At 69.2% G+C, this 26256-nt stretch carries 30 protein-coding genes; 11 read left to right on the top strand and 19 right to left on the bottom strand.

The features are described from left to right. Positions 1 to 203 precede the first annotated feature (203 nt). Complete coding sequence (locus ACK4SC_RS11265; protein WP_409618014.1) at positions 204 to 755, bottom strand: type 1 glutamine amidotransferase domain-containing protein; 552 nt, start codon at positions 753 to 755, stop codon at positions 204 to 206. A gap of 143 nt (positions 756 to 898) precedes the next feature. Here ACK4SC_RS11265 and ACK4SC_RS11260 point away from each other — a divergent pair, with 143 nt between their 5' ends. Continuing rightward, a complete protein-coding gene (locus ACK4SC_RS11260) occupies positions 899 to 1444 on the top strand; it encodes a hypothetical protein (RefSeq protein WP_409618012.1) in 546 nt (181 codons plus the stop codon). 9 nt (positions 1445 to 1453) lie between these two features. After that, positions 1454 to 2038: a cysteine hydrolase family protein gene (locus tag ACK4SC_RS11255; protein WP_409618010.1), complete on the top strand. Its 585-nt coding sequence runs from the start codon at positions 1454 to 1456 to the stop codon at positions 2036 to 2038. A 19-nt stretch (positions 2039 to 2057) separates the two neighbouring features. Here the strand turns inward: ACK4SC_RS11255 and ACK4SC_RS11250 are convergent, their stop codons facing one another. The 4 genes from ACK4SC_RS11250 to ACK4SC_RS11235 form a co-directional block, all read right to left on the bottom strand. After that, the gene (locus ACK4SC_RS11250) at positions 2058 to 3194 is read right to left on the bottom strand and encodes an AI-2E family transporter (RefSeq protein ID WP_409618008.1); all 1137 of its coding nucleotides are present in this window, start codon (positions 3192 to 3194) and stop codon (positions 2058 to 2060) included. A gap of 2 nt (positions 3195 to 3196) precedes the next feature. Next, positions 3197 to 4108, bottom strand: a complete 912-nt coding sequence (locus ACK4SC_RS11245) for an NYN domain-containing protein (protein WP_409618006.1) — start codon at positions 4106 to 4108, stop codon at positions 3197 to 3199. An 89-nt stretch (positions 4109 to 4197) separates the two neighbouring features. Then, complete coding sequence (locus ACK4SC_RS11240) at positions 4198 to 5145, bottom strand: homocysteine S-methyltransferase family protein (RefSeq protein ID WP_409618004.1); 948 nt, start codon at positions 5143 to 5145, stop codon at positions 4198 to 4200. An 88-nt stretch (positions 5146 to 5233) separates the two neighbouring features. After that, positions 5234 to 6505 carry an MFS transporter gene (locus ACK4SC_RS11235; protein ID WP_409618017.1) on the bottom strand — a complete coding sequence of 424 codons (1272 nt, stop codon included), beginning with the start codon at positions 6503 to 6505 and terminating at the stop codon, positions 5234 to 5236. Between the two features lie 182 nt (positions 6506 to 6687). Between ACK4SC_RS11235 and ACK4SC_RS11230 the strand changes: the two genes are divergently transcribed. Next, complete coding sequence (locus ACK4SC_RS11230) at positions 6688 to 7719, top strand: aldo/keto reductase (protein ID WP_409618003.1); 1032 nt, start codon at positions 6688 to 6690, stop codon at positions 7717 to 7719. Between the two features lie 22 nt (positions 7720 to 7741). On the opposite strand, the gene ACK4SC_RS11225 is transcribed toward ACK4SC_RS11230, so the two are convergent. The 3 genes from ACK4SC_RS11225 to ACK4SC_RS11215 all read right to left on the bottom strand — a co-directional run bounded on the left by ACK4SC_RS11225 (position 7742) and on the right by ACK4SC_RS11215 (position 9962). Beyond that, complete coding sequence (locus ACK4SC_RS11225) at positions 7742 to 8389, bottom strand: DUF1294 domain-containing protein (protein ID WP_409618002.1); 648 nt, start codon at positions 8387 to 8389, stop codon at positions 7742 to 7744. Positions 8390 to 8499: 110 nt separating this feature from the next. Continuing rightward, entirely contained in the window at positions 8500 to 9153 is a 654-nt protein-coding gene (locus tag ACK4SC_RS11220) for a hypothetical protein (protein WP_409618000.1), read from the bottom strand. Positions 9154 to 9233: 80 nt separating this feature from the next. Further along, complete coding sequence (locus ACK4SC_RS11215; RefSeq protein WP_409617998.1) at positions 9234 to 9962, bottom strand: alpha/beta hydrolase; 729 nt, start codon at positions 9960 to 9962, stop codon at positions 9234 to 9236. A gap of 51 nt (positions 9963 to 10013) precedes the next feature. Here ACK4SC_RS11215 and ACK4SC_RS11210 point away from each other — a divergent pair, with 51 nt between their 5' ends. Continuing rightward, positions 10014 to 10187: a hypothetical protein gene (locus ACK4SC_RS11210; protein WP_157985640.1), complete on the top strand. Its 174-nt coding sequence runs from the start codon at positions 10014 to 10016 to the stop codon at positions 10185 to 10187. On the opposite strand, the gene ACK4SC_RS11205 is transcribed toward ACK4SC_RS11210, so the two are convergent. Next, the gene (locus ACK4SC_RS11205; protein ID WP_409617997.1) at positions 10184 to 10684 is read right to left on the bottom strand and encodes an FBP domain-containing protein; all 501 of its coding nucleotides are present in this window, start codon (positions 10682 to 10684) and stop codon (positions 10184 to 10186) included. The genes ACK4SC_RS11210 and ACK4SC_RS11205 overlap by 4 nt on opposite strands. 131 nt (positions 10685 to 10815) lie before the next feature. Continuing rightward, positions 10816 to 11382 (bottom strand): YceI family protein, encoded by a 567-nt coding sequence (locus ACK4SC_RS11200; protein ID WP_409617995.1) that lies wholly within the window; start codon positions 11380 to 11382, stop codon positions 10816 to 10818. A 165-nt stretch (positions 11383 to 11547) separates the two neighbouring features. Here ACK4SC_RS11200 and ACK4SC_RS11195 point away from each other — a divergent pair, with 165 nt between their 5' ends. Further along, positions 11548 to 13053 carry a methyltransferase gene (locus tag ACK4SC_RS11195; RefSeq protein ID WP_409617993.1) on the top strand — a complete coding sequence of 502 codons (1506 nt, stop codon included), beginning with the start codon at positions 11548 to 11550 and terminating at the stop codon, positions 13051 to 13053. Positions 13054 to 13071: 18 nt separating this feature from the next. On the opposite strand, the gene ACK4SC_RS11190 is transcribed toward ACK4SC_RS11195, so the two are convergent. From ACK4SC_RS11190 to ACK4SC_RS11175, 4 genes are all read right to left on the bottom strand, one after another. After that, positions 13072 to 13869 carry a hypothetical protein gene (locus tag ACK4SC_RS11190; protein WP_409617991.1) on the bottom strand — a complete coding sequence of 266 codons (798 nt, stop codon included), beginning with the start codon at positions 13867 to 13869 and terminating at the stop codon, positions 13072 to 13074. After that, the gene (locus tag ACK4SC_RS11185) at positions 13866 to 14753 is read right to left on the bottom strand and encodes an ABC transporter ATP-binding protein (RefSeq protein ID WP_409617990.1); all 888 of its coding nucleotides are present in this window, start codon (positions 14751 to 14753) and stop codon (positions 13866 to 13868) included. The genes ACK4SC_RS11190 and ACK4SC_RS11185 overlap by 4 nt, the downstream gene beginning before the upstream one ends. After that, positions 14750 to 15106 carry a GntR family transcriptional regulator gene (locus tag ACK4SC_RS11180; RefSeq protein ID WP_409617989.1) on the bottom strand — a complete coding sequence of 119 codons (357 nt, stop codon included), beginning with the start codon at positions 15104 to 15106 and terminating at the stop codon, positions 14750 to 14752. The genes ACK4SC_RS11185 and ACK4SC_RS11180 overlap by 4 nt, the downstream gene beginning before the upstream one ends. A gap of 71 nt (positions 15107 to 15177) precedes the next feature. Further along, positions 15178 to 15981, bottom strand: a complete 804-nt coding sequence (locus ACK4SC_RS11175) for a hypothetical protein (protein WP_409617987.1) — start codon at positions 15979 to 15981, stop codon at positions 15178 to 15180. A gap of 71 nt (positions 15982 to 16052) precedes the next feature. On the opposite strand from ACK4SC_RS11175, the gene ACK4SC_RS11170 reads away from it, so the two are divergent. Next, positions 16053 to 16886, top strand: a complete 834-nt coding sequence (locus tag ACK4SC_RS11170; RefSeq protein WP_409617985.1) for a DUF3097 family protein — start codon at positions 16053 to 16055, stop codon at positions 16884 to 16886. 112 nt (positions 16887 to 16998) lie between these two features. Here the strand turns inward: ACK4SC_RS11170 and ACK4SC_RS11165 are convergent, their stop codons facing one another. Continuing rightward, the gene (locus ACK4SC_RS11165) at positions 16999 to 17202 is read right to left on the bottom strand and encodes a cold-shock protein (protein WP_047567327.1); all 204 of its coding nucleotides are present in this window, start codon (positions 17200 to 17202) and stop codon (positions 16999 to 17001) included. Positions 17203 to 17489: 287 nt separating this feature from the next. Between ACK4SC_RS11165 and ACK4SC_RS11160 the strand changes: the two genes are divergently transcribed. The 5 genes from ACK4SC_RS11160 to ACK4SC_RS11140 all read left to right on the top strand — a co-directional run bounded on the left by ACK4SC_RS11160 (position 17490) and on the right by ACK4SC_RS11140 (position 22127). Beyond that, on the top strand, positions 17490 to 18011 hold the full coding sequence (locus ACK4SC_RS11160; protein ID WP_409617983.1) for a hypothetical protein: 522 nt from the start codon (positions 17490 to 17492) through the stop codon (positions 18009 to 18011). Continuing rightward, complete coding sequence (locus ACK4SC_RS11155; RefSeq protein WP_409617981.1) at positions 18011 to 18508, top strand: DUF427 domain-containing protein; 498 nt, start codon at positions 18011 to 18013, stop codon at positions 18506 to 18508. The genes ACK4SC_RS11160 and ACK4SC_RS11155 overlap by 1 nt, the downstream gene beginning before the upstream one ends. Before the next feature lie 60 nt (positions 18509 to 18568). Then, entirely contained in the window at positions 18569 to 19654 is a 1086-nt protein-coding gene (locus tag ACK4SC_RS11150; RefSeq protein WP_409617979.1) for a VIT1/CCC1 transporter family protein, read from the top strand. A gap of 218 nt (positions 19655 to 19872) precedes the next feature. Beyond that, positions 19873 to 20559: a M23 family metallopeptidase gene (locus ACK4SC_RS11145; protein WP_409617977.1), complete on the top strand. Its 687-nt coding sequence runs from the start codon at positions 19873 to 19875 to the stop codon at positions 20557 to 20559. Between the two features lie 326 nt (positions 20560 to 20885). Further along, positions 20886 to 22127 (top strand): hypothetical protein, encoded by a 1242-nt coding sequence (locus tag ACK4SC_RS11140; protein WP_409617975.1) that lies wholly within the window; start codon positions 20886 to 20888, stop codon positions 22125 to 22127. On the opposite strand, the gene ACK4SC_RS11135 is transcribed toward ACK4SC_RS11140, so the two are convergent. From ACK4SC_RS11135 to ACK4SC_RS11120, 4 genes are all read right to left on the bottom strand, one after another. Beyond that, complete coding sequence (locus ACK4SC_RS11135; protein ID WP_409617973.1) at positions 22128 to 23183, bottom strand: ABC transporter ATP-binding protein; 1056 nt, start codon at positions 23181 to 23183, stop codon at positions 22128 to 22130. It abuts the gene before it with no gap. Next, a complete protein-coding gene (locus ACK4SC_RS11130; protein ID WP_409618016.1) occupies positions 23180 to 24085 on the bottom strand; it encodes an ABC transporter permease in 906 nt (301 codons plus the stop codon). The genes ACK4SC_RS11135 and ACK4SC_RS11130 overlap by 4 nt, the downstream gene beginning before the upstream one ends. Before the next feature lie 10 nt (positions 24086 to 24095). Continuing rightward, a complete protein-coding gene (locus ACK4SC_RS11125; protein ID WP_409617972.1) occupies positions 24096 to 24902 on the bottom strand; it encodes an ABC transporter permease in 807 nt (268 codons plus the stop codon). Between the two features lie 111 nt (positions 24903 to 25013). Continuing rightward, positions 25014 to 26255 carry an ABC transporter substrate-binding protein gene (locus ACK4SC_RS11120; protein ID WP_409617970.1) on the bottom strand — a complete coding sequence of 414 codons (1242 nt, stop codon included), beginning with the start codon at positions 26253 to 26255 and terminating at the stop codon, positions 25014 to 25016. Position 26256: the final 1 nt, after the last annotated feature.

Here is a 26256-nt window from a genome sequence, read left to right as displayed (position 1 = left end):
GCGCGGATCGTCGTTCTGGGTAGTTCATACGACTCTTGCGTGGATGTGGGAGTCGCGGACTGCGTCGGCTACATCGCACCCGTCCCTGAACCCCCGAGGTAGACAGTGCGGCACTGCTGTCCTGGCGTGCCCCGTCCACACAGAAACGGGCCGCACCCCGTAAGGGTGCGGCCCGCAGTGACTCGCACAGCGAGGCTCAACCGCTACGCGGTCTGCCCCGCGTGCTCGCCCTCGTAGATCTCCTCGACCGTCTTCGCGCAGAAGGCGGGCAGGTCATCGGGCGTGCGGCTCGAGGTGAGGCCCTGGTCGACCACGACCTCTTCGTCGACCCACTCCGCGCCGGCGTTGATGAGGTCGGTCTTGAGCGATGGGTAGCTGGTGATTTCGCGTCCGCGCACCACGTCGGCCTCGATCAGAATCCACGCTCCGTGGCAGATCACCGACACCGGCTTGCCCTGCTCGAAGAAGTTCTTCGTGAACTTCACGGCCGCCTCGTCCATGCGCAGGTGGTCAGCGGCCACGACGCCGCCGGGCAGCACGAGCGCGTCGTAGTGCTCCGCGTCGACGGAGGTGACCACAGCATCCACCGCCTGGGTGTGGCCGTTCTTGCCGCTCACCTCCGAGGGCTTCGGCGACACGAGCAGCGCGCTGGCGCCCGCCTCGGTGACCGCCTTCCAGGGCTCGGTGAGCTCGCTGTCTTCGTATCCGTCGGTCAGCAGAAAGGCCACCTTCTTGCCAGTCAGGTCGTACGTCATGTGTCTCCTCCTTCGGTGAGATGACTCCACGCTAGGCAGACGATGGGATGCGCGTCACGGCTTCCAAGGCCTCCCTCACGTCGTTCCCACGCCCAGCCCAGAAAGTGCGTGACCAACGGGTCTGTCTGGGTTAGTCTCACGTCGTGGCTGCGGAAGAAATCTCGAAAAGCGCGGAGGCGCGACCCGCGTCGCGGCGCTTTTCGACCGTGACCGCGGCCTCGCTGTACGTGCTCGGGGCGACGATCGCCGCGTTCGCCACGGCCGTCGTCGTGGCGGTGCTGCGGCTCACGCCGGCGGCGCTGCTATCGCCCGGTTCGGTCCCTACCGCCGACCTCCTCGCCGCCATTGCCCGCACCGTCGAAGGGACGGCGTGGCTTCTGCCCATCACTCTCGCTGGGGCCGCCGTAGGCGGCATCGTGTCGCGCACCGAAAACCTCACGCCCCAGACCGGCATGGTCGCCGTCGCGGTGGGAGCAGCGGTGGGCGCCCTGTCGGCGACGCAGTTGATGCCGCCTCCGGGTGTTCTGCCGCACGACCTGGCCGCCTGGGCGGTGCTGGCCCCCGCCCTCGCCCTGCTGCTGGCGATCCTGCCGTGGCCGGGTGCGCTCGTGCACCCCGACGGCGGGACGGAGTCGATGGCCACGGAGGACGAGCTGTCGCCGGGTGAAGCAGACGGCGACCATGCGTAGTCTCGAGTCGTGACCACGAGCATCCCGAGCCGCGCCCTCGTTGTCGTCGACCCGCAGCGCGGATTCCTCGACCCGCGCTGGGGTCCGCGCGACAACCCCGACGCCGAGCGCAACATCGCTCGGCTGCTCGCGGCGTGGCGCGACGCTGGCCTGCTCGTCGTGTTGGTGCGCCACGACTCGGTGGTTGAGGGGTCTCCGCTCGCCCCCGGTACCGAGGGCAACAGGTTTCACGACGGCGTCGATGGGCCGCACGACCTTCTCGTGTCGAAAACCGTCAACTCAGCCTTCTACGGCACGCCGAATCTGCACGACTGGCTGCAGGCCGAAGGGGTGAGCGCCGTCACGATCTGCGGCATCACGACCGATCACTGCTGTTCGACGACGGCGCGCATGGCGGCGAACCTCGGCTACGCGGTCGACTTCGTACTCGACGCGACCCACTGTCACGATCGGCAACTGCCCGATGGCACGGTGATCCCGGCGGCGGAGGTCGCACGCGCGGCGGCCGCGAGCCTGCACGGCGAGTTCGCGACCGTGCGCTCGACCGACGAGGTCATCGCCGAGCTCGCGGAGCTGTACCCGGCGGCCGACTGAGGCCCGCCGTTCCGCACCGCTACGGTGCCGGAACTCGCGGTCTGCCCTGGTACTCGAGCGCCGGGTCTCGTCGATCCCACACCTTGACGATCGCCCACGCCGTCGCCGCGATGGGCACCGACAGGATTGCGCCGACGATGCCGCCCGTGATCGTGCCCACCGAGAGGGCAAGCAGAATGACGAGCGGGTGCAGCTTCAGCGTCTGGGCCATCACGACCGGCTGCAAGAAGTTGCTCTCCAACTGATTGACCAAGACGACGATGCCGACGACGATCAGGGCGGTCACGAGGTCGTTCGTCACGAGGGCAACGAGGGCGGCGAGCGTTCCGGCGAGCGTGGCACCCACAATCGGGATGAACGCGGTAATAAACACGATCACGGCCAGCGGCAGCGCCAGCGGCACCCCGAGGATCCACAGGCCCAGGCCAATGCCGACCGCATCGGCGAGCGCCACGATTGACGTGCCGCGGATGTAGCCGCCGAGGGTTGCGACCGATACGGCGCCAACGCGCTCCCCGCGGCGGAACCGCTCGCCCTCGAAGGGCTTGAGGAAGAACGCCCAGATGCGCGGGCCGTCTTTCAGGAAGAAGAACAGGATCACGATGAACAGGGCGAGCCCCGCGAGGAACTGGCCGACGTAGGTGACCCCGGTGAGCGCTCCCGAGCCGAACTGCGGGCTCGTCACGAAGTCGACCAGCTGGTCGAGCGCTTCGTCGAGTTCGACGTCGGCGATGAATTCCTCGGCGAAGGGTAGCCCCTGCAGGAGGTCGAGCAGCTCGGTGAAGCCTTCGGCGGCCTGAGCCACGAGATCTTCCCACTGGTTGCGTACGGCGATGACGATGGCCCAAATGATGCCGCCGAGCACGGCGAGGGCGCCGAGCAGCGCGATCCACGCTGCGGCCATGTCGGGCACCCCTTTGTCGCGCATCCAGCGCATCAGGGGGTTGAAGGCGGCGGCGATGATGAGCGCCAGCAGCAGCGGAATGACGGCGATGCTGACCTGCAGCAGGGCCCACACCGTGACGGTCGACAGGGTGAGAATGAGCAGGATTTGCAGGCTGCGCGTGCCCAGAACACCCAGGCGGTCGGTCCACATGCCGGCGAGGCTCGGCCGACCCGGGTCGGCGGGGGGAAGCGGGGGGCGGCGTCGGAACATGGTCAGCGGTCCTCTCCGCGGCGCAGGCGCACCTTGTGCAGTTGGGCGTTCGAGTCGTCCAGCTCCGCGATGTTCGCGCGTGAGGCAAGGAACTCGCCGAAGGTCGAATACCCGATGGCTTTTTCGTTGAACGCCGGGTCGAGGCGCACCATTTGGCGTTTGAGCTCTGACGTGTGCAGCCAGTCTTCGTCGTCGCGCTCGTGCATGAGCTCGAGCGCTCGAATGAGAAGCTGGCTCGACGCCTTCTTGCCCGTGGGAGTTTCCGTCGTCGCGGACTCGGCCTTGTCGGGTGAGGTCTCACGGGTATCGGCCTTTTTCGTTGCCGTCTTCTTCGTGATCGGCCGCACGCCGGGAAGTGTGTCGTAGTCGGCGAACTCGTCGCAGGCCGCGGCGAGCGACCTGCTCGTACCGCCCGCCACCCCCACGCCGACGACGTGACGGCCGAGCCGCTTCGCGCGCTGCGCCAGTGCGATGTAGTCGCTGTCGCCCGCGGCGATGACGACGTGCGTGACGTCGGGGAGACGGAAGAGGTCTTCCACCACGTCGACCGCGAGGCGGATGTCGGCCCCGTTCTTCATCTGCGCCGTAGCGGGAAACAGCTGGGTGAGATCGACGGCCCGCTCCATGAGCTGGCCCTGGTACCCGGCGTTCACCCCGATTGACCAGTCGGCGTAGGCGCGGCTCAGCACGGTGGTGCCAAAGCTCGTTGCGTAGTCGATGATCGCGCCGATATCGACTGTTGCGGCCTCGATTTTCGCGGCGATCTCGGGGCTTGCCTCGCCGAGGCCGGGGCCGAGCCGGTACACGTTGTCTTTGCGCCACGCGCCGCGCCCGTGCACCTGGTCGTAGCGGGAAATCACGATGTTGTCGAAGTCGATGTAGACAGCGACGCGGCTCTCGGGCTGCTCGGCCATGGTGCTCCCTGCTGATCGGCGGTCGGGGCGGGGCCATCCTTCCACGCCGCGCCCGCCGAACGCTCAGGCCGTGCCCAGGAGCCTGGGTCTCAGTTGCGCGCGAAGAGGGGAGCGCACTGGCGCCCGATCGCCTCGATGTGCCGAATGTCGGTTCCGCAGCAGCCGCCCAGCACCGTGAGTTCACCGAGCACGTCGAGTACCGCGGCGTATCGGTCGCCGAGATCGTCGGGGTCGCCGCTGTCGAGCTCCTCAGCGACGTCGAGCTCGGCGTGGCTCATCGTCGACGCGTTCGCCCGCAACCCGCGCACCCGGGTGAGCGCCGGCTCGGCGCTGTCGACGGTGTCGACGAAGTGCGTGGGGTGGGCGCAGTTGATCATGAAGTATTCGGCGGCGCTCGCCGTCGCGGCATCGACGGTGTCGATGGCGTCGGCGAGCGTGTCGCCAGACGGCAGACGCCCGTCCGTCTCGAGGGTGAACGAGATCACGACCGGTACGCCGACATCGACAGCCGCCATGACAACCCCCGCGGCCTCGGCCGACGAGGTCATCGTGAGGGCGGTCACGAGCTCGGCCCCACCGTCTGTCAGAGCGGCGATCTGCGCGCGGTGGTAGTCGGCCGCCTCGTGCGCCGTCATCGCGTCATCGGCGACATAGCCGTCGCCCCGAGGCCCCACGCAGCCGCTGATCACCACCCGGTCCGAGAGGTCGGCGTGACGGTCGCGCACGCTGTGGAGGTGCGCGACAGCCCGGCGGTTCGCCTCGGCGAGGGCGGCCGCGCTGTAGCCGAGCACGGTTCCCCAGTCAGGGTTTGCCCGCCAGGTGACGGTTTCGAGCACGAAACCGGTGCCGTAGCGCCGCGCGACATCCAGGTGCGCGTCGAAGTACGCGTCGAGGCGGCGTCGCCCCGTGTCGTTCTCGAGCAACGGGAACGCGGCGAACTCGGGCAGGTCGATTCCGTCGTGAAAGATCAGGGTCGTTTCGAGTCCGCTGTCGGTCAGATAGAGCCGGTCATCGTGGTGGGGAAGGGTGGTGGTCATCGCTGCGCTCCGGGTTCGCAACGGTCGGGTATCCGTTGCACAGCACCAGGGTTCTCCGTGAACCGCCGTTGGTCAAGGGTGTGGGCGGCTAGGGCTGCGGGTCGAGCGCGTCGTACGCGCGCAGGGTCCGCTGCACGCGCAGGATGACGGCCGCGGCCACCATGATCACGACCCCGCCGAGCAGCGGCGGGAACCACAGCAGCGCCGTCACGCTGAGCACGCCGACGTAGAGGTCGCCGACGCGAGGGCCGCCCGTGACCACGACCGTGAACAGCCCCTGCAGGCGACCCCGCATCTGGTCGGGAACGCTCGCCTGCAGCATCGTGTTGCGATAGATCATGCTGACCGAGTCGGCGGCGCCGGATGCCGCCAACAGGATGCACGCGGCAATCAGGGCGGCCCAGTTCACGTCGTCGAGACTCTCGCTGACGACCATCGGGCTGAGGGCAGCGAGCAGCAGCACGACGCCGAGCAGGAGGATCGTCGCCCCGTACACGCCCACGCCGATGCCGACCGCGAGCCCCTGGCGCCGCACGCCGCCGAGCTTGCCCGAGAAGACGCCGAGCACGAGCGTGCCGACCGCGACGGCCGAGGTCAGCACGCCGACCGTGATGGCGCCTCCACCGATCAGCACCGCGCCGATCGCGGGAAACAGCACGCGGGGGTTGCCGAACGTCATGGCGAAGATATCGAGCAGGAAGGAGGCGCGGATGTTCGGGGCGCGCTTCAGAAACCGGGCCCCGTCGATGACGGCCCGCATCCCGGGTTTGCCGGGCGAGCCCTCGGGGCGCAGTGACGGCAGGGTCCATAGGCCGTAGAAGGCGGCGACGAACAGGACGACGTCGATCGTGTAGGTCCAGGCGAATCCGACGGTGGCGATGAGCACGCCGGCGAGGGCCGGGCCCACCGTGAGCATGACGCCGCCGCTGATGCCGCCGAGCGCACCGGCGGCGGGCAGCAGTTCACGGCGAATGAGCCGGGGCACCATGGCCTGGCGGGCGACGCCGACCATCGTTGAGGCCACCGTGTTGACGGTGATCAGGGCGTACAGCGGCCAGGTGGGCTCGGCATCCGACCATGAGAAGGCGGCGAGACCCGCGGTGGTGGCCCACGCGACCGTTGCCGAGAGGAGGGCCACCGTTCGTCGGTCGAAGCTGTCGGCGAGCACGCCGCCGTAGAGCCCGAACAGAATCATGGGCCCGAGCGCGAAGGCGGCGACGAGCGAGACGGCGAACGTCGACTGGGTGCGGGCGTAGATGTCGAGCCCGACGGCGACGATCGTCATCTGGCTGCCGATGCCCGTGATCGACCCGCCGATCCACATGCGCGCGAACGCGGGGCTCTCGGTGAGCGGCCGCAGGTCGACGAGGTGGCCGCGGGCGCCACTACGCGCCGGAAGCGCGGCCGAGGGGCGAACCTCCTCGATGGGTCCGGTGGGCGGGTTGGACTCGCTGATGGTGACTCCCAGGCGACACGTGGTGCGTGGCGCGGTCGCGCCGGCCTGCCAGCCTAGCCCCGCGCATCCCTCGTTAGGGTCGATACATGCGCCAACGACTTCTCGGACACAGCGGAACCGCCGTCAGCGACTTCGCCCTCGGCACGATGACCTTCGGGGCGGAAAGCGACGAGGCAACGAGCCACCAGATTCTCGACGCCTACGCGGCCGCCGGCGGCACGCTGATCGACACCGCCGACGTGTACTCGGCGGGAGAGAGCGAGCGCATCGTGGGGCGGTGGCTGGCCGCCAACCCCGACGCCGCTGACCGGATGATCGTGGCCACGAAGGGTCGCTTCCCGATGGGCGAGGGCCCCAACGACGTCGGCCTGAGCCGCCGCCACCTGCGCCGCGCCCTCGCCGCGTCGCTCGAGCGCCTCGGCGTCGATCACGTCGACCTCTACCAGTTCCACGCGTGGGACCCGCTGACGCCCGTGGAGGAGACGTTGCGCTTCGCCGACGACGCGATTCGTGCCGGCGACATCGCCTACTACGGCTGGTCAAACCTCACGGGGTGGCAGCTCGCCGAGATCGTGCACACGGCCCGCGCGATGGGCGTTCCGCAGCCGGTCACGCTGCAACCGCAGTACAACCTGCTGGCGCGTGAACTCGAGTTCGAGGTCGTCCCCGCGGCCGAACGCTACGACGTGGGGCTGCTGCCGTGGGGCCCGCTCGCGGGCGGCTGGCTGACCGGCAAGTACGCGAAGGATGCGCGCCCGAGCGGTGCGACGCGCCTCGGCGAGAACCCGAATCGCGGCATGGAGGCCTACGACCGGAAGGCGGGCAGCGACCGCACGTGGGCCGTTCTTGACGCGCTCACCGCCGTCGCAGCCGAGGTCGACGCGAGCCCCGCGCAGGTGGCGCTCGCCTGGCTCGTCGACCGGCCCGCCGTCACCTCGGTGATTCTCGGGGCCCGCACGGTCGAGCAGCTGGAGGCCAACATGGCGGCGGCATCCGTCGCCCTGAACGCCCACCAGCGCGCGCGGCTCGACGCCGCGAGCGCGGTGCACGCCCCCGACTACCCCTACGGCGAGTTGGGGCTCGAACAGCGCTCGCGCAGCCTGGGCGGCGGCCGCTAACACCCGCGGCGTACGGGGTGTGCTACGCCCCGCCCGACATCAGCTCGAGCGACGTGATGACGGCGTCACGCGCTGCGGGGAACGCGATCAGAGTGAAGGCGATCAGTGTGACGAACACGGTCACCCAGAACGCGCCGACGAAGCTCGCCTTCGTCGTCTTGTGCCGGTACCAGCGCATCGCCGCGATGGCCCCGGGCCAGCCGCCGAGCAGACACAGCAACAGCAACGAGCTCTCCGACGTGCGCCAGCGGCCCTCCTCGGCGCGGCGCTTGTCGTCGGCGTAGGCGAACGCCGTGACGACCGAAATGAGAATCACCACCAGCGGGATCGCCGCGCTCATGTCGTAGAGCAGGACACCCGTGGCGAGCAGCACGGCGAAGCCCAGCACCGCGAGCATCTCGACCACGCTCCAGCGCTGCGGGCGGCGCCTCACCGGCGCGACCGCCTCGCCGGCGTCGCCGTGAACGGTAACGCGTGCCGCGTGCATCCGGCCACGATCATCGCGCTCGAGCGCGTAGTCGACCCGGTCGCCGACGTGCGGGCGGGGGGAGCCGGGCGCGAGGTCGGAGACGTGAACGAAGACGTTGGACCCGCCGTCATCGGGCGCGATGAAGCCGAAGCCGCGGTCGTTGTCCCACCGCACCACTTCGCCCACTCGCGTCGTCAGCACGCGGTCCCCCTCCTTGGTCGAGTCCCTAGTGTGACGGGCGCGCCTGAGATCGGCCAGGGTCTTTCGACCTTTGCGACGCGAAGTGGGGGAAGACGAATCGGTTTCGGCCGCTAGCGCGCCACGCCGAGGCCGAGCAGGCGTCGCGCCTGGGCGACGAACAGTTCGCGTTCGATGAGCGGAAGAGCCTTCGTGGGCCCGGCGAGCAGGGCGATCGGCACGACCGCCGACTCGTCAGACGGACCCACCTCGACGTTCAGCGTCGGCACCCGAATGAGGCTGTCGGTCATGGCTCCGAGCCGAACGTCGGTGATGCGGGACGCGGGAATGTGCAGCACGACGTCGGCCTCCTCGGTCGCGCGGCGGATGCTCACCCCCGACTCATCGACTTCGACCAGCGCCCACGAGAGGAAGAACACCCGCTGCGGGCGCAGGTTGTAGCGCAGCGCGAGGGTGCGCATGCCGATGCGGGTCGGGGTGAACGACGCGGTGGCCGCCCGAATTGCGTTCGGTGCTGCCGCCAGGCGGCTCGCCTCCGCGATTCCCATGCGAACGCCGCCGGCGAGCAGCGCTCCCACGATCACGATGGCCGCCCCTCCGACGGTCGAGGCGATGATGAGGTACAGCTCGCGCATCTGGTCGGGGCTCTCGGCGATGACCAGCGGGCGGCTGAGGGTCCAGCCGGCCGACCCGACGAGGCTCAGCATGCTGAACAGGCGCCAGAACGACCAGGTCGGTGCGTTGACCGACGGGTGGTCCATGCTCATCGTGTCACCGCCTCCGTCATCTGCCGCTGCGAGGCCGATTCTAGGCCGCGGTGCTCGGTGCGTGCTGGGATTGTCGGCCGCTACGGCAACAGCAGTGCGGCCTCGGCGACCGCCGCGCGCACTTCGGCTCGGTCCACCTCGAGCGGCCCATCACCGCTCTGCGCGCCGTAGTCACCGAAACTCGCGTGGTTGGCTCCCGGGATGCTCACCCGCGTTGCCGACGAGGGCAAGAGTGCGGTCGCTTCGTCGATCTGCGCGGGCGTGCTCAGCCCGTCGTTCGCGCCCTCCACGCTCACCGCGGTGAGGGCTGCCGTGCTGAGGTCATTGGCGCAGTAGCTGCCGAGCAAGAGCAGCCCGTCGACCTCACCCTCCGCGGCGACGAGGCACGCGCGAACGCCGCCGAGCGAGTGGCCCCCCACCGACCACGACGTCACGCTGGGGGCCGCCGCGGTGAACGTCGACAGGGGCCGCGTGTCGGCGATGGCCAGGTTCAGCGGCGGTAATGCGATGACGACGACGCGGCCGGTGACCGCGGCCACCTCGGCCATGACCGGCACGTACGCGTAGGGGTCGACACGGGCGCCCGGGTAGAACACGAGCCCGTCTTCGGCCTCGGCCGCCCGCGGGGTGAGCACGATGCCGGCGTCCGTGGTCGTGAAGTCGACCCGAGCATCCTCGATAACGGCGACGATCGCCGCGCGGTCGGCGCGGTAGGGGCTGTACGCCCAGACGAGGAAGCCGATCACAACGAGCAGGAGGGCGACGAGGGCGGTCCAGCCCGCGGTGCGGATGCGAGAAAGCGCGGTCATGCCTTCCAGTGTGCCCCGTTCCCAGCCAGAACCTGGCAGAATGGGGACACCATGAAGATCCTGCCCGCCATCGCCGCCATCGCGTTGTTTCTCGCCTCGTTCCCGATGTTCGCGTACTCGTTCGCGGTGCCGGAGGCGTTCGCCCCGTTCCTGTTCTTCGCAGGAATCCTGGCGGTCACGTTCTCGCTCATGATCCCGATCACGATTCTCGGGCGCCGCGACTAGCGTTCGGCGGTCTCGAGAATGCGTGCCGTGAAGGCGCGCACCCGCTCGCTGAGCCCTGTGCTGCGCCGGGCGACCAGCTCGTCGCGTCGCAGCAGCATCTCGCTCTGACCCGGGAAGATGCGAATCATGATGGGGCACGCCAGGTCGGCGCAGATGTAGGTGCCGATCGAGTTGCCGTCTCGTCCGGCAGCCCCGCCGCGCGCGGCGCTGAACATCAGAACCTGCGTCGCCGGCTGCGGCGTGTGGCACAGCGAGCACATCGCACCGATGCCGGGGCGCAACCCCTGTGACGAGGCTCGCACCATGACGCCCACCGCGTCGTCATCCATCCACGTCACGAGGTAGCCGCGCAGCGAGCCCTGCGGGTCGCGCCAGCCGAGGAACTCGCGCTCGTCCCACACGGTCTCGTGGAGTCCGGGAATCTCCATGCGCTCGAGTTCGGCCGCGGGAGCGTTGACGAAGCTCGCACGGATCTGTTCTTCGGTGAGGGGACGCATCGGCTCCAGGCTACGTGAGAGTGTCGAGAGGATGCGCGCCGCGTGAGGCGACGATCGCCGTCAGCGCGCGAAGGGGGCGGTGGCCAGCCAGCCACCGCCCCCTGTGTTGTCCGCGTAGGCGGTGCGCGTCGTTACGCCGCGTCCTGCTGCAGCTCGAACTGCGCCTCGATGATCAGGGTGACCTCGTCCCCGAGCAGCATGCCGCCGGTCTCGAGGGGAGCGTTCCACGTCACGCCGAAGTCGGTGCGGTTAATGACGGTCGTGCCGCTCGCCGCTGCCTTGACGGCACCGGTTGGGTCGGTCGCGATACCCCCGAACTCGCCGCGCAGGGTGATCGGCTTGGTGACGCCCTTCAGGGTGAGCTCGCCATCGAGCAGCACCTCTCCGCCTTCCTGGCGCACGCCGGTCGAACGGAACTCGATCGTCGGGAACTCGCTGGCCGAGAAGAAGTCGTTCGTGCGCAGGTGGGCGTCGCGCGTCTCGTTGCCGGTGTTGATGCTCGTCACGTCGATCGTCACGTGGGCGCTCGACTCGGCCGGGTTCTCGGCCGCGATCACGGTGGCGTCGAAGCGTTCGAACTTTCCGCGAACCTTGCTGATGGCGAGGTGGCGAACCGAGAAGCCAATCTCGGCGTGGGCGTGGTCAACCTTCCAGGTGCCGGCGCGGTACCCGGGGATCATGTCGGCGGTGATGGTCATGCGGAGTCTCCTTCGTCAGGTGGTCACGGTGTTAAGCGGGCTCTGGCGACGCGCATTTTCTATGCGTACGCATGAAGCACACCGAACCATAGCGCCCGCAACTGCAGCCGTATTCCCCGATCTCTCAGAATTTCCGAAAAGGACGGAATGCGTTTGACTGGCCTCGTGACCACCTCCGACCTCAGGGCCGACCTCCTCGCTGCCGACTACACGGTCGATCGGCTTCGCGGGCTGTGGGGACCCGTCGCCGACGCCGCGCTGGGACGCGATAATCCGGTGCCGGCGCGACGCGAACTTGCCGGCCGCGCGCATCCGGCCGCCGTCATGGCGCGCCTCTTCCTGCTCGGTGAGTCGCTCGCTGACGCGGACATTGACGCTGCGTTTCCCGGCACCGGTTCGGCGGGGCTTCGCGCACGCGGCATCCTCGATGCCGACGGGCGCGCGCTCGTGGAGGTGCGTCCATACTCGGCCGTCGATGCGACGGGCGTCGTTCACTGGTGGGTCGTCTCTGACCACGTCGAGATGGTGCGCCGCGGTCCACTCGCTCCCGACCACGTGCTGGGTGTCGGCGGCGCGTCACTCACCCTCGCCGGGCTCGTGCCGACGTCGCCAGCGCGCCGCGTGCTCGACCTGGGCACCGGCAGCGGAGTGCAGGCGCTGCACGCCCGACGCAGCGCCGAGCGTGTCGTCGCGACCGACCTCAGCGAGCGTGCGCTGGCGCTCGCCTCCCTCACCGTCGAGCTGAGCGGTGTCGATCAGATCGAGCTGCGGCGCGGCGACATGTTCGCCCCGGTCGCTGGAGAGCGCTTCGACCGGATCGTCTCGAACCCGCCGTTTGTGATCACGCCGCGCGAGCGAGGCGTCGACATCCTCGAGTACCGCGACGGGGGGCGCGTTGGTGACGGCATCGTCGAAGAGTTGGTGCGCGCGCTGCCGCACCATCTCGAGCCGGGCGGAACCGCGCACCTGCTCGGCAACTGGGAGTACCGCGCCGGCGCTGACGGACTCGACCGGGTTCGCGAGTGGGTGGAGGCCGCGGGTCTCGATGCCTGGGTGATTGAACGGGAGCGACAGGACGCCGCCGAATACGCCGAGACGTGGCTGCGTGACGGGGGAGTGCGGACCGCGACCGACGCTTTCGAGCCGCTCGCCGAGGCCTGGCTCGACGACTTCGCCGCCCGCACTGTCACCCACGTCGGCTTCGGCTACCTGACGCTGCGTCGGCCGGTAGATGAGTCGACACCGCGACTGCGCCGCTTCGAGCGGGTGACAACGGCGGCGCCCGGTGGCGCGTCCGGTCTGGGCGATGCGATCGCCGCCGGCTTTGCCGCGCATGACCGCGTTGCAGCGCTCGATGATCGCGCGTTCGCGCGGCTGCACGCGACGGTCGCCGCCGACGTGACCGAGGAGCGCCACTTCTGGCCCGGCGCCGAGCACCCGACGGTGATGCGTCTCGTGCAGGGCACGGGTCTCGGACGCGTTATCGACCTCGATACGGGGCTCGGCGCCGTCGTCGGCGCCTGCGACGGTGAGCTGCCCATCGGCGTGATCGTCGACGCTGTTGCCGAGCTGCTCGATCTCGACGCCGCCGCCCTCGCCGGCGACGTGCTTCCACGCATGCGCGAACTCGCGGTGGTCGGCATGATCACGCTGGCCGACCACCGCGAGTAGCGGTGACTGTTCTGCCTCTCAGTCGCGCGGTGTCGCCCAGCGCAGCACGAGATACAGGGTGAGGGTGGCGGTCGCCGTGACAACGAGTGTCCACGCGGCGGTGCCGAGCACGCCGGCGTCGACGAAGAACCGGCCGACTGTGCCCCAGTTGTCGGTGTAGCCGATGAGCGCCGCGGCGCCGACGGCGGCAACGGCCAGAGCCGCCCAGAAGATGTACATGCCGGTTGCCCGCCACCGCACGTAGACGGCGGCGACCGCCCCGCCGATGCTCATGAACAGCAGCAGCAGGAGGAACGAGAACAGGAAGGCCGGCCCGAACTCGTCGAGCCCGAGCGACGGGTCGCCAAAGAACTGCAGCCCGCGCCCCCAGCCGTTGGTCGCCCGTTCGATCACGACCATCACCGCGACGAGCAGGCCATAGCTGAGCGACATCAGTGCGAAGAACGCGAGGGTGCCGAGCGCGAAGTCGCGTCGCGTGGCGCCCCAGCCGAGGGCGATCGAGAACGAGGTGTTCACGGCCTGGACGGCGATGATCAACATGTAGATGAAGAGGAACGCGACGCCGCCGTTGATGGCGATCGTGACGTCGGCTTCGCCACCTGCCTCTGACGCGCTCTGCACGGCCTGTTCGACAACGATGCTGATGCCGACGTTGAGGAGCAAGACGAATGCCAGCACGCCGAGTGGCCAGGCGATCACATTGGCGACGTTGGCGGTCTGCAAGCGCAGGATGGCGGCGATGCGCGTCGCGAACGGTCGGGCGGTGGGTGCCGTGCCGCGAGTATCCGTGGTCGATGCTGTGGTGGGGGTGGTCATGCCGACGCCTCCTCGGTGTTCCAGCCGCCCGAGCGGCGAATGATCAGTTGTTGCAGCGACACGGGCCCGACCTCGAGTCCTGCCCCATGGGCAGCCACCCGCTCGGCGGGCGAGAGCGCACTGACGGTGGCGGTGGCGAGGCCACCGAGCTGCTGGTGGTGCATCACCTCACGGTCGGCGCAGAACGCGTCGACGGCTCCCGCGGGGCCGCTCACGGTGACAGCGCTCGCACGCAGCTCGTCGACGGGAGCGTCGAGCACGATGCGGCCGTCGTCGATCACGATGGCGTGCTCGAGCAGGTTGGCGACCTCGTCGATCAGGTGCGTCGAAAGGATGATCGTGCGCGGGTGCTCGCTGTAGTCGGCGAGCAGGTGGTCGTAGAAGTTTTGCCGCGCGATCGCGTCAAGGCCGAGGTATGGCTCGTCGAAGATCGTGACGGGTGCGCGTGAGGCAAGCCCGACGATGATGCCGACGCTCGAGAGCTGCCCCCGCGAGAGCTTCTTGATGCGCTGCTTGCGCGTCAGGCGAAACTCGTCGACGAGCCTCTCGGCGTACTCGGCGTCCCACTTCGGGAAGAAGCGCGGGGCGACGGCCATGACGTGGCGAATACGGAAGTCTTCGGGGTACTTCTGCGCCTCCTTCACGAAGCACAGCGTGCTCATGACCCGCGGGTTCTCAACGGGGTTTTCGCCGAGCACCCGTACCTCGCCCGTCGTCGCGAGCTCTTGGCCAGTGATGAGTTGCATGAGCGTGGTCTTTCCGGCGCCGTTGCGGCCGAGCAGTCCGACGATGCTGCCGCCGGGAATGGCGAAGCTGACGTTGTCGACGGCGCGCAGGGCTCCGTAGCGCTTCGTGAGGCGGTGTGCCTCAACGGTGAGCGTCATGAGGGGGTGTCCTTTCTGATCAGGTCGATGAGCTCGTCGGTCGTCAGCCCGAGCGTGCGGGCCTCCGCGAGCAGGGGGGCGACGTGGCTGTCGGCGAAGCGTTTGCGTCGCTCGGCAAGCAGCCGCTCGCGTGCGCCGGAACTCACGAACATGCCGACGCCGCGCCGCTTGTAGACGAGTCCGGCGTCGACGAGCTTCGTGATGCCCTTGAGTGCCGTCGCGGGGTTGATGCGGTGGAACGCGGCGAACTCGTTGATCGATGGCAGTTGGCCCTCGTCGGGGTAGGTGCCGTCGATGATGCCGTCTTCGATGTGCTCGGCGAGCTGCAGGAAGATCGGTCGTCCATCATCCATGCACGCCTCCGTCCGGTTATGCGGTTAGTTACATGACTAACTAACCAGATAACCGGATGCGCGTCAAGCGTCTATCGACGCGGCCTCCGCTTCCAGCGCGGCACCGTCAGCACGATCGCCACGCAGCAGAGCAGAACACCGACAAGCCCGAAGCCCGATCGCCAGCCATCGGCGTCACCGAGCGCGACGCCGGGGCCGAGGGCGCTGGCAAGGCCCGGGGCCGCGGCGGGTGCGAACCACGCGACGATCAGCGCGGCGCCCGCAATCGCCGCCAGCGCGACAATCCGGCACGGGGAGGCCAGTCGGCTCGCGAGTGGGCCGTCGGCACGACCGGCGAGCCACAGTGCCGCCGCCGCGACGAGAACGGCAACGCTCCAGATGCCGAGCCCAACGGCGAACAGCACGCTGCCGCCACCCCAGAGGCTGTACGTCTGCCCGAGTGTCAGAGCGTCACCGCTGAGAGCAGCAGGAATCGCCGCTGCGGCGATGAGCACGCCCCCGACGCCCAGCACAACGAGTCCGATCGACGAGGCGAGGGCTGCGCTACGCCGAGCCAGACGTCGCTCGGCGTCGAACGGATCAACGGTCTCGTCATTGTCGGGAAAGATCAGTCGCTGACGCGGCTCAAGCGGCTCGGACGGTGCGGCGCTCTGGCCGTCAACGGCGCGCAGCATGTCGTCGACCGCGCGCCCATCACTCACCCGGCGCACACCGCGCACCACGGCGGCGACGTTCAGCGTGCCGCCAGCAACGATCGCGATCAGTGCCGTCCATAGGAGACCGGGAAGGCCGAGCGCCCAACCCCCAACCGCGAGAAACGGCACCATCAAGAGCACGCTGAGTCCCCAGCGAAACAGGTCGGCAGTCAAACGCATGGGGCTCCTTCGCGGGCGAGGCTCGGCGTGTGCGGCAACCCTAGCGCTCGCCGCTCGCGTAGCGTCTCCGCGTGGATCGCTACGGAAACGATGTGCTCGCCGGTGACTGGCGGTCAGCGGGTCGCGCATCCGTCGCGCGGGTGCCGGCTGACCCCGGGCTCGTCGTCGAGCTACCCGACTCGGGCTTCGTGGGCGCGGTTGTGGGCGTCGAGGTCGGCAATGTGCACCTGGAAGACCGGCACGGTCGCGTCCGGGCATTTCCGCTCGGGCCGGGCTTCGTGATCGATGGTGCACCTGCGACCCTCATCGAGCCGACGGTCGCCGCGCCCACCGGTCGCGCGCGCTCGCTGAGCGGGTCGTTCCACGTCGCCGACCAGCGCGCACGCACGGCCAGGGCGAGTCGCCTGTGGGTCGAAGGTCGTCACGACGCCGAACTCGTCGAGAAGGTGTGGGGCCACGACCTGCGGGTCGAGGGCGTTGTCGTCGAGTACCTGGAGGGTGTCGATCACCTTGCCGACCGCCTCGCGAGCTTCGCCCCCACACCGGCGCGTCGGGTGGGCGTGCTCGTCGACCACCTCGTCGACGGCTCGAAGGAGGCACGCATCGCCGCTGCGGCTCTGACGACCGTGCCCCACGGCAGCGTTCACATCGTCGGCCACCCGTTCGTCGACATCTGGCAGGCCGTGAAGCCTGCCCGCCTCGGCATCGAGGGCTGGCCCGAGGTGCCCCGCCACCTCGAGTGGAAAAGGGGAGTGTTGGCCGAGCTCGGACTGCCGCATGACGACCAGGCCGACATCGCCCACGCCTGGCAGCGCATTCTGTCCCGCGTGCGGAGTTTCCACGACCTCGAGCCAGCGCTGCTTGGCCCCGTCGAGGAGCTCATCGACTTCGTCACGGAGGCCTGAGGCCGCTTAACGGCGAAAACCGCCCGGCATCGTCGACGGGCGGTTTTCTGTCGGCGCTCACCCTTTCGGGTTCACGCGTCAGGGTTGCTCTGGTGCGAGCGGGTGGTGCTGGTTACAGCGGGCGAATGTTCTCGGCCTGCAGACCCTTGGGGCCCTGCGCGACGTCGAATTCGACCTTCTGGTTCTCGTCGAGCGAGCGGTAGCCGCTCGACTGGATGGCCGAGAAGTGCGCGAACACGTCGGCGCTTCCGTCATCGGGGGTGATGAAACCAAAACCCTTTTCGGCGTTGAACCACTTCACGGTGCCAGTCGTCATGACTAACTCCCTTTCCTTCTTGTTTCACGGAGTTTCGACTGTCGAAACCACCAGTCGAACTACTCGTGAACCGGAATCCATCGGGGAGTGCAACGACCTGCAAACTGCAAGACGCCCTGGACACACGAGGCGCATCAACTTTCTGCGCCTCACACTAGTGCACGGCACCCATTCGCTTCCGACTGTGACCCAGTTGTTACCCAGGGTGTCGCTCATCGTTTCCCCAGCGCACAGCGAGACTTCGTGCGTACCGTAGGGCCGACCCCAGCCGACGCGGAGGCAACGACGTGAGTTTCTTCGACCGATTGTTCGGCGCATCCCGTGATGAGGACGCACGGCAGCCGTCGCGCGCCCGCAGCGACGATGCGCGCGCCGTAGAGCGCTACCGCTACCTGTTGCAGACAGCGCCCCCCGAGGCGATTAAGCGGGTGCACCGCGAAGCGTTCGAGCGGTTGACCCCCGAGCAGCGGGCGCTGCTGCTCGACGAGCTGCGGCGTGACGCCCCCGAGGGCGAGCAGCCAGCGGACGACCGACCTGACACGCTGGCGCGCGCGGCAACGCGTGCCGAAATGCGCGATCCGGGGTCGATGGAGCGCACCATGCAGGCGCCCGTGTTCGGGCAGGTGCTCGGGGCATCGTTGCTCGGAACCGTGGCGGGCTACGTGGTCGGCTCCGCCCTCGTGTCGGCGTTCCTGCCGCCCGTCGACGCGGGAGGCGAGCTCGCCGGGGGAGGAGCCGTCGACGCATCCGGCGACGCCGGCACCGACTTTGGAGCCGACTTTGGCGGCTTCGGAGACTTCGGGTTCTAATGCGACGGCGCACCCCTGACGTTCCGGGGCCCGGCCAGGAGTCGGTCTGGGACTACCCGCGGCCGCCGCGCGTCGAACCCGTCCGCGGCCGGGTGACGGTCGAACTCAACGGCCGGATGCTCGTGGACACAACGCGCGCTCTGCGCGTTCTCGAGACAAGCCACCCGCCAACCATCTACCTGCCGCGCACCGACATTGCTCCCGGTGCTCTGCGCGAGGCCGACGGCACGTCGTTCTGCGAGTTCAAGGGGCGTGCCGGGTACCTCGACGTGGTTGCCGGAGACGTCGTCGCCGCCCGCGCCGCCTGGTACTACCCCAATCCGAATCGGGGGTTCGAACTGCTCGTCGATCACGTGGCGATCTACCCCGGCCGCATGGACCGGTGCACCCTCAACGGCGATGTCGTCACCGCTCAGGAGGGCGACTTCTACGGCGGCTGGATCACCCCCGCCGTCGTCGGGCCGTTCAAGGGCGCACCCGGCACCTGGGGCTGGTAGCCACCGCCGTTTTCGGATCGCCGAACGGCGTGGCACGGCGGAGTTTGCCAGGATGACGGCATGACCCGTGCCGCTCAGCTCGCCCCGACGCGCGCCCAGCTGCGTCGGTGGCGCCGCTATCTCGCCGACGAGCGCGCGGAAGCGGCCGTCTACCGCGACCTGGCGCAGCGTCGCACGGGTGAGGAGCGCGAGATTCTGCTGGCGCTCGCGGAAGCCGAGCGGCGACACGAGCAGCACTGGGTGGAGTTGCTGGGCGAGCACGCGAAGACGGTGCCCGCGGTGTCGCTGCGCACGCGCATCCTCGGGTTCTTCGCCAGGCGATTCGGCTCGATCTTCTTTCTCGCCCTCGCGCAACGGGCCGAAGGGCGGTCGCCGTACGAGACAGACGCGCACGCGACCGACGCCATGGCCGCTGACGAGCGTGTTCACGCCGAGGTGGTGCGCGGGCTGGCCGCGCGCGGCCGCAACAGGCTGGCCGGCACGTTTCGGGCTGCCGTGTTCGGAGCCAACGACGGCCTCGTGTCGAACCTTGCGCTTGTTCTCGGAATCGGTGCGACCGGTGTGGCTCCTGCCGTGGTGCTGTTCACGGGCCTCGCGGGCCTGCTCGCGGGGGCTCTGTCGATGGCGGCGGGTGAGTACGTGTCTGTGCGATCGCAGCGCGAGCTGCTGGACGCTTCCACGCCCGATGACGCCTCGCACGGGGCACTGCCGGCGCTCGACCTTGACGCGAACGAGCTCGCGCTCGTGTACCGCGCCCGGGGGCTGGATGCACGGACGGCCGACGAGCGGGCGCGCGCCGTTCTGCAGAGCGAGCGCCCGGAGGACGCCTCGCGGGCGCACCTTCCCGCGGTCGACGAGTACGAGGAGGTCGGCTCCGCGTGGCGCGCGGCGCTGTCCAGTTTCGCGTTTTTCGCCTCGGGCGCCGCGATCCCGGTGATCCCCTACGCGATCGGTCTCTCCGGGCTCACCGCGGTCATCTGGGCCGCGGTGTTGGTGGGCATTGCCCTCGTCATCACGGGCACCATCGTCGGCGTTCTGTCGGGGGCATCGCCGCTGAAGCGGGCGCTGCGGCAGCTGGCGATCGGCTATGGGGCCGCCGCCGCGACCTACCTCCTCGGCCTCGCCTTCGGAGCGACCATCTCGTAGCAGTCGTTACCCGTTTGTAATCTTTGCGCGAGGGTTTGCTACACTCGAACCCTGTTGGCTCCGTCGCCAACGCGAGCGAGTGCCCGGATGACTGTGATCCGCGAGCGCCATGACCTCGTCTCCCGCCTCGCGTAGTGAGAGCGGTGACCCTCTCGCGATGCCGCGATCGACCGTGTTCGAGGCGCATCGCGCCGTTCACCGGAAAGCCCCTTTTTCGCATGCTCCAGCCCCGCCCCGACGTGCCGCCGCGCGCGCACTTCTCGCGCAAGCCCGCGACCGCCCTGCTCGCGTCCCTCCTCGCCGCGAGCTTCTGGACCGGCCACCCCATGACCGCCGAAGCGGCCGAGGTCGCCGTCGAGCTCGAAGCGGCGGAGGCGCCGGCGCCGCAGTCGTATGAGGTCCCCGTCACCGCGATCGCCGCATCCACGGTTCTCTTGACGGCCGAGCGCGACAGCGTCGAGATCACGTGGCGTGCGCCGGTGCAGTGGCCGGTGGCGGAGGGAAGCCCCATCGGCAATGGCTTCGGCTATCGCGGCGAGGTGTGCGCGGGATGCTCGACCTACCATCTCGGCGTCGACCTGTTCCCGGGCTACGGTGCTCCGGCAATGTCGATCGCCGACGGGGTTGTCACGACGGTCAGCAGCAACGGCGGCTGGGGCAGTTACGTGGTGGTCGAACACACCATCAATGGGCAGCGAGTCAACTCGCTCTACGCCCACTTGATCCCCGGCTCGGCACCCGTTGTCCCCGGGCAGTTTGTCGAGGTCGGCCAGAGCATCGGCCAGGTGGGCAACAGCGGCACCACGACCGCGACCCACCTGCACTTTGAACTCACGGTGGGCGGTGCGCACGTCGACCCCGTCTGGTGGTTGCGCAACAACATTCCCGCCGACCCCACCCTGTAGGCGCACACCGAACCGTTTCGTCTTCGGCTCCGAACCCTTCACATAGACACTGACCGCAGGGCGGGCCCCCCATCGTCGGGGCGGCCTCGTGAAGGGGAATTATGACGCTCGTGTCCTTCGTCCGCCGCGTGGAACTCGCCACGCGTCCCATCCACCCAGAGACCCGCGCCGCGCTGGATAGGCGGTGGGCCGAACTCCCCCCGCACGCCCAGACTCCCGAGCAGTTACTCGGTCGGTGCGCAGTGGGGTGTGAAGGCACCCACGGGGTGTTCCCCAAGTGCAATCTGACCTGCTCACCCTGCTACCACTCGGCTGACGCAAACAAGGTGCGTATCGACGGTGACCACACGGTCTCCGAGGTGACCAAGCAGATGGGGCTGTTGCGCCAGATTCGCGGGCCCCGCGCCCACGCGCAATTGATCGGCGGCGAAGTGAGCCTGTTGCCCGCTGCCGCCCACCGCGAGACGCTGAAGGCGATGCGCGCGGTTGGTCGCGAACCGATGTCGATGACGCACGGCGACTTCGACTACGACTACCTTCTCGAGGTTGTGCTCGATGACGACGGCACCCCCGCATTCGACAAGGTGTCGTTCGCTGCGCACTTTGACTCGCTCATGCGGGGCCGCCGCGGGGCCGTTCGGCCGCGTAGCGAGGCCGAACTGAACCCCTTCCGAGAGAAGTTCGCCCAGATGTTCGTCGACCTGAAGAAGCAGACCGGGGTGACGTCGTACCTCGCGCACAACATGACCGTCACGCCGACGAATCTCGACGAGGTTGAACAGGTCACGTGCGATGTTCTCGGCATGCGCTACGACATGATGTCGTTTCAACCGGCAGCCTTCATCGGGGATGACCGGCGCTGGAAGGAAGACTTCCAGGAGGTCACGATCGACAAGGTGTGGGAACGCATCGAGGCCGGTGCCGGCCAGAAGCTGCCCCACAGGGCCGTGCAGTTCGGCGATCCGCGGTGCAACCGCCACACGGTGGGCGTGATGGTCGACGGGGTCTTCGCCACCGTGTTGGACGCCGATGAGCCCAAAGACATCGCCGCGCGCGACCGCTTCCTCGCCCACCACGGCGGCATGATCTTCGGCGATATTCCGCGGTGGGCTCTCACCGTCAAGGTGATCCGCGCGATTCTGCGCTACCCCGGTGACGTGCCGCCGCTGATCGGGCTGATGACGCGCATCCTGAAGCGGGCCGGGGGCCTGCGTCGCGTGCTGCGCGCTGCCCGGCAGGGAAAGGTGTCTTTCAGGACCTTCGTCGTGCACAACTTCATGGACGCCGAGCAGGTGAAGCCCGCGTGGGCCCTGATGAAGGAGGGAAAGACCTCCGACGACCCGCTGATTCGTGAGACGCAAGAGCGGCTCGGCGCCTGCATGTACGCGATGGCGCACCCCGAGACGGGCGAGCTGGTGCCGGCGTGCGCTCAGCACTCCGTGCTTGACCCGATCGAGAACATCGGGCTGCGGAAGCTTCTGCCGCTCGAACCCAAGAGCAGCCGCCCCGCGGGCATCACGAACGGGCGCGCCGCCGAACTCGCCGAGTCGAACGGCTCGCGCTGGTAGCTAGCGCGCGCTGTCGGCAATGACCGTGCATCCCGATCGGGGGATGCACGCGGTCACCTGCTCGCCAGGCTGCGGTGCCGCTCCGGTCGCCACCTCGCACTCGAGCACGGCGTCGGGCAGGGTCAGCGTCACGCGCGTTCGGGGTCCGCGCTCGGCGACGGCCGTCACGGAGGCGACGACCGCGTGGTCGTCGGGCATCGGCGAGCCGAGCCGAATGAGCTCGTGCCGCACAACGAGCATGCCGCCACCGGACGGCCACTCCTCGCCGAGGGGCGATGCGATGGCGCCCAGCGGCGAATGGTGCACCCCGCCGCGCACGACTCCCGGTATGGCGTTGCGGCCGCCCATCAGTTTCGCCACCTCGAGGCTCACCGGGCGTCGGTAGAGGGCGGTGATCGGGCCGGATTGCAGCACCCGCCCCTGGCGCAGCAGCGCCACGCTGTCGGCAACGGCCGCTGCCTCATCGCGGTCGTGGGTCACCATCACGATCGTCGGTGACAGTTCGGCGCGAATGCGCGCGAGCAGCTCATGCATGTCGGCGCGCAGCTCGGGGTCGAGCGCGCTAAACGGCTCATCGAGGAGCAGCACGCGCGGGTCGGCGGCGAGGGCTCGAGCGAGCGCGACGCGCTGCTCTTGGCCACCGCTCAGCGCCGACACGGGGCGCTGCCCAAAGCCCTCGAGTTGCACGAGTTCGAGATACGTCTCGGCGTGTGCGCGCGCTCGACGTTTGGGTACGCCGGCGACGATGCCCGCAAACGCGACGTTGTCGAGCACGCTCAGGTGCGGAAAGAGCAGGGGGCGCTGAAACACCATCGCCATCCCGCGGTGTTCGGGCTCGATGTGGCCCACGTCCGCGCCGTCGACGATGATGCGACCGCGCGTGGGAATCTCGAGTCCCGCGATCGTGCGCAAGACGGTCGACTTGCCGGACCCCGATGGGCCCAGCAGCGCGAGACACTCGCCGGCGGCCACCGCGAGGCTCACCTCCGCGATCGCGGGATGCTCGGGATCGTCGTACTCGACGGTCACCTCGTCGACGACGAGCGATGCGCTCATGAGACCTCCTGGAGGGATCGGGGGCGGGGGGAGGCGCTCGGGGTCGCTCGACCGCCCGCGTATCGTCGCCCGAAGCGTCCGAGCGCGATGAGCACGATGAGCGGCGGAACGATGGCGCCGAGCGAGAGCACGGCGACCACGGCGTCGTTACCCACGCCGGAGGCGTACCCGCCGACGAGCAGGGGAAGCGTGACGAACCGGCCTCCGCCGACGAGCACGGTGACGACGTAGTCGCTCCAGCCGACGAGGAAGGCGAGGAAGGCCGCGCGGGCGAGGCCGGGCGCGACGAGCGGCAGGTGCACCCGGGTGAGCACGTGCCACCGCGAGGCGCCGAGAGTGCGCGCCTCCTCCTCGAAGGCGAGATCGTGCGCGGCATACGCCACCCGCATGGTGTACACCGTGTAGGGCAGGGCAGCGGCGACCAGCAGCAGGAGCACGCCGAGAACGGCGGGTATCTGGGCGCGCAACACCACCACCGCGAGCCCCATCACCGCGACGAAGGCCGGCAGAGCGAGCGGGGCAAGCAGGATCGCGCTCACGAGGCGCGGGGCCGGAACGCGTCCCACGACGAGAGCGCGCGCGGCCATCGCGCCGATCGGCGTGGCGATGGCGGCGACCGCGAGGCTCAGCAGCAGCGAGCGACCGAAAGCCGGCACGGCGCCCTGCGCGAGCGCCAGCTCGAGTCCGCGCAGGCCCCACTCCGTCGGCAGCGGCGCGGGAAAGCTCCACCGTTCGGCAACCGCCCAGAGGAGGAGCGGCACGAACGGCAGTGCGAACCACGCCGCGAGCAGGGTGGCGACGATCCACCGCGCAAGACGGCCGAGCGGTCGGGGGCGGAACAGCCCCCGGCGTCGTGTCGTTGCCCCGGGCGGGGTGACGCGGGTGCCGTAGGGAATCAGCATCGTCACGGTGTTACCTCCACAGGGGCGTGCGGCGAAGGGCGAGCATGCCGACGATCACCACGATGAGCGCGATGAGGCTCGTAATGACGGCGACGGCTGCTGCCTCGGGCCGTGCCGTCAGCGACACAGCCGTGAACAGTCGATAGGCCAGCACGGGCAGTGGTTCGGGGAAGGGGCGCCCCAGCAGCCACGCGACTTCGTACGAGCCGAGCGTATAGACGAAGATGATCACGCCGCAGACGATGAGCGCTGGCCGCGCCAGGGGCAGCACAACATGGCGCAGCCGACGAGCCCGGGATGCCCCGAGCAGGGCGGCCGTTTCGTCGTAGCGGGCCACCCGGGTGGCGAGCACCCCGGCGACGACCAGCGCGACGAACGCCGATTCCTTCCAGGTGTATTCGAGAATGACGGCGACCCACCACGGGCCGCCCACGAGCTCCGGCCAGTCGGCTCCGGGCACGCCCAGGACTCGCGGCAGGAAGCCCGCGTCCGCGACGAGTAGCCCGATCGCGGCCGCGCCGATGAGGTGGGGAACGGGGATCGTCGCCGCGCCGAGAGCCGCGACCAGTCGGCCCGTCCAGCGTCCCTGGGCGATCACGAGAGCGGCGCTGAAGCCGATCACCGTCGACAGTGCGGTCGACACGCTCGCGATGCCCAGCGAGACTGCGACAGCGCGCCAGGCGTCGGGGGCGACACTGCGAAAGGCATCGAGGCTGAGCCGTGGCTCGCCGACGAGGGGAAGCAGGCCAATGCTCTGGACGACCGCCATTCCCATGCCGCCGAGCACCACGCTTCCCGCGATGACGACCGCAGGCACAACCAGCAGCGTCGAGCGCAGGCGTGTCCGCCGGGCGCGACGACGGTGGGAGCCCCGCGCGGGGACCCCCACCGTCTCGGTGACCGGGGCGGGCGTCAGGGTGCCGTCTCCTTAGCGGGCGAGCACGAGTCGGCGCCACCCGTCATCGATGGCGGGAACCCACTCGGCGGCCAGTTCCGCGTGCGCGTTCGCACTCAGCACCTCGTACGGCGGTACGATCGGCGATGCGGGAAGCGCATCGAAGGCGGCACGATCGTCGGCATCGACACGCTCGACATCGAGCACGGTGAACTGCCCCCACACGTCAGGGTGGGCCTTGATGGCCTGCTGCTGCGGTGACAGCGCGAGGTTTGCGACGACCATGGCGCCGGCGACGCTTCCCGACGTTGCGGGCAGCCCGAGGAAGCTTGCGTTGCCCACCGTGCCCTCCTCGAGGGTGAGCACGGTCGTTCCGGACGGGTAGGTGCCGTCGGCCACGAGGGCCGTCAGGGTGGCCGGCCCGTACGTCATCGTGAAGTCGACCTGGCCGTCGGCGAACAGCTGATCAAGCTCCGTTGACGACTGCGGGTAGGTGCTGCCGGTGCGCCACAGTGACGGCGCGAGCTCGGCCAACGCGTCGAACAGCGCGGGAGTCAACGCGTCGAACGCCGCCTGGTCGAAGCCCAAAGGCACGTTCTCGCTGCCCCCCGACACGCTCGCCAGCACCTCGCGCACGAACACCGAGCCCGTGAAGTCCGGCGGCGCCGGATAGGTGAAGCGGCCGGGGTTGGCGCGCACCCAGTCGAGCAGCTCGGCCATCGTGCTCGGCGGCGACGCCACGGTGTCGGCGTTGTACACTAGCGTGAACTGCGCCTTGTGCCACGGCGCCTCACAGCCGTCGACCGGCGTGCCGAAGTCGTTCTCGAGGAGCGGATCGGCCGGGTCGGTGAAGGCCATGTTCGGCAGCAGGTCCGTCCAGTTGCACAGCCACGCACCCGCCTCCTTCCCGGTGCCGAAGTTGCTGCCGTTCACCCAGACGAGGTCGACGTCCCCGTCGGTCGTGCCGGCCTGCAACTCGGTCAGCACCCGGTTGAGGGCGTCGGCGGTGTCCGTCAGCGGCACACGCTCGAGAGTGACTCCGAATTCTGCGGCCGCCGGTACGAGGTAGTCGTCGACGTAGGCGTTTCCCTGCGGGTCGCCGCCCCACATCCACAGCGAGACCGTCTGACCCTGGGCGTCGGCGAGCACCTGCTCCCAGTCGCTATAGCGGGTGTCGGCCTGGCCGCTCGGTGCGGCGCAGGCGCCAAGCCCTGTGACGAGACCTGCCGCGATGAGGCCGACGGTGACTCGCCGGAACCGGCTAGCTGTGTTCACG

It is taken from the genome of Microcella sp., assembly GCF_046293215.1.
In the GTDB taxonomy this organism is placed as follows: Bacteria; Actinomycetota; Actinomycetes; order Actinomycetales; family Microbacteriaceae; genus Microcella.
Note: the sequence above shows the minus strand (reverse complement) of the source record. Positions and strands in the feature narration are given on the sequence as shown.

Excerpts from the sequence above, each read along its gene's own strand:
- ACK4SC_RS11240 (WP_409618004.1), bottom strand. The coding sequence starts at position 5,145 with ATGACCACCACCCTTCCCCACCACGATGACCGGCTCTATCTGACCGAC.
- ACK4SC_RS11200 (WP_409617995.1), bottom strand. The coding sequence starts at position 11,382 with ATGACCATCACCGCCGACATGATCCCCGGGTACCGCGCCGGCACCTGG.
- ACK4SC_RS11130 (WP_409618016.1), bottom strand. The coding sequence starts at position 24,085 with ATGCTGATTCCCTACGGCACCCGCGTCACCCCGCCCGGGGCAACGACA.
- ACK4SC_RS11185 (WP_409617990.1), bottom strand. The coding sequence starts at position 14,753 with ATGACGCTCACCGTTGAGGCACACCGCCTCACGAAGCGCTACGGAGCC.
- ACK4SC_RS11215 (WP_409617998.1), bottom strand. The coding sequence starts at position 9,962 with ATGACCGCGCTTTCTCGCATCCGCACCGCGGGCTGGACCGCCCTCGTC.
- ACK4SC_RS11190 (WP_409617991.1), bottom strand. The coding sequence starts at position 13,869 with ATGACCACCCCCACCACAGCATCGACCACGGATACTCGCGGCACGGCA.
- ACK4SC_RS11150 (WP_409617979.1), top strand. The coding sequence starts at position 18,569 with ATGACCCGTGCCGCTCAGCTCGCCCCGACGCGCGCCCAGCTGCGTCGG.
- ACK4SC_RS11250 (WP_409618008.1), bottom strand. The coding sequence starts at position 3,194 with ATGTTCCGACGCCGCCCCCCGCTTCCCCCCGCCGACCCGGGTCGGCCG.
- ACK4SC_RS11265 (WP_409618014.1), bottom strand. The coding sequence starts at position 755 with ATGACGTACGACCTGACTGGCAAGAAGGTGGCCTTTCTGCTGACCGAC.
- ACK4SC_RS11145 (WP_409617977.1), top strand. The coding sequence starts at position 19,873 with ATGCTCCAGCCCCGCCCCGACGTGCCGCCGCGCGCGCACTTCTCGCGC.
- ACK4SC_RS11175 (WP_409617987.1), bottom strand. The coding sequence starts at position 15,981 with ATGCGTTTGACTGCCGACCTGTTTCGCTGGGGACTCAGCGTGCTCTTG.
- ACK4SC_RS11230 (WP_409618003.1), top strand. The coding sequence starts at position 6,688 with ATGCGCCAACGACTTCTCGGACACAGCGGAACCGCCGTCAGCGACTTC.
- ACK4SC_RS11220 (WP_409618000.1), bottom strand. The coding sequence starts at position 9,153 with ATGAGCATGGACCACCCGTCGGTCAACGCACCGACCTGGTCGTTCTGG.
- ACK4SC_RS11205 (WP_409617997.1), bottom strand. The coding sequence starts at position 10,684 with ATGCGTCCCCTCACCGAAGAACAGATCCGTGCGAGCTTCGTCAACGCT.
- ACK4SC_RS11135 (WP_409617973.1), bottom strand. The coding sequence starts at position 23,183 with ATGAGCGCATCGCTCGTCGTCGACGAGGTGACCGTCGAGTACGACGAT.
- ACK4SC_RS11165 (WP_047567327.1), bottom strand. The coding sequence starts at position 17,202 with ATGACGACTGGCACCGTGAAGTGGTTCAACGCCGAAAAGGGTTTTGGT.
- ACK4SC_RS11180 (WP_409617989.1), bottom strand. The coding sequence starts at position 15,106 with ATGGATGATGGACGACCGATCTTCCTGCAGCTCGCCGAGCACATCGAA.
- ACK4SC_RS11245 (WP_409618006.1), bottom strand. The coding sequence starts at position 4,108 with ATGGCCGAGCAGCCCGAGAGCCGCGTCGCTGTCTACATCGACTTCGAC.
- ACK4SC_RS11155 (WP_409617981.1), top strand. The coding sequence starts at position 18,011 with ATGCGACGGCGCACCCCTGACGTTCCGGGGCCCGGCCAGGAGTCGGTC.
- ACK4SC_RS11210 (WP_157985640.1), top strand. The coding sequence starts at position 10,014 with ATGAAGATCCTGCCCGCCATCGCCGCCATCGCGTTGTTTCTCGCCTCG.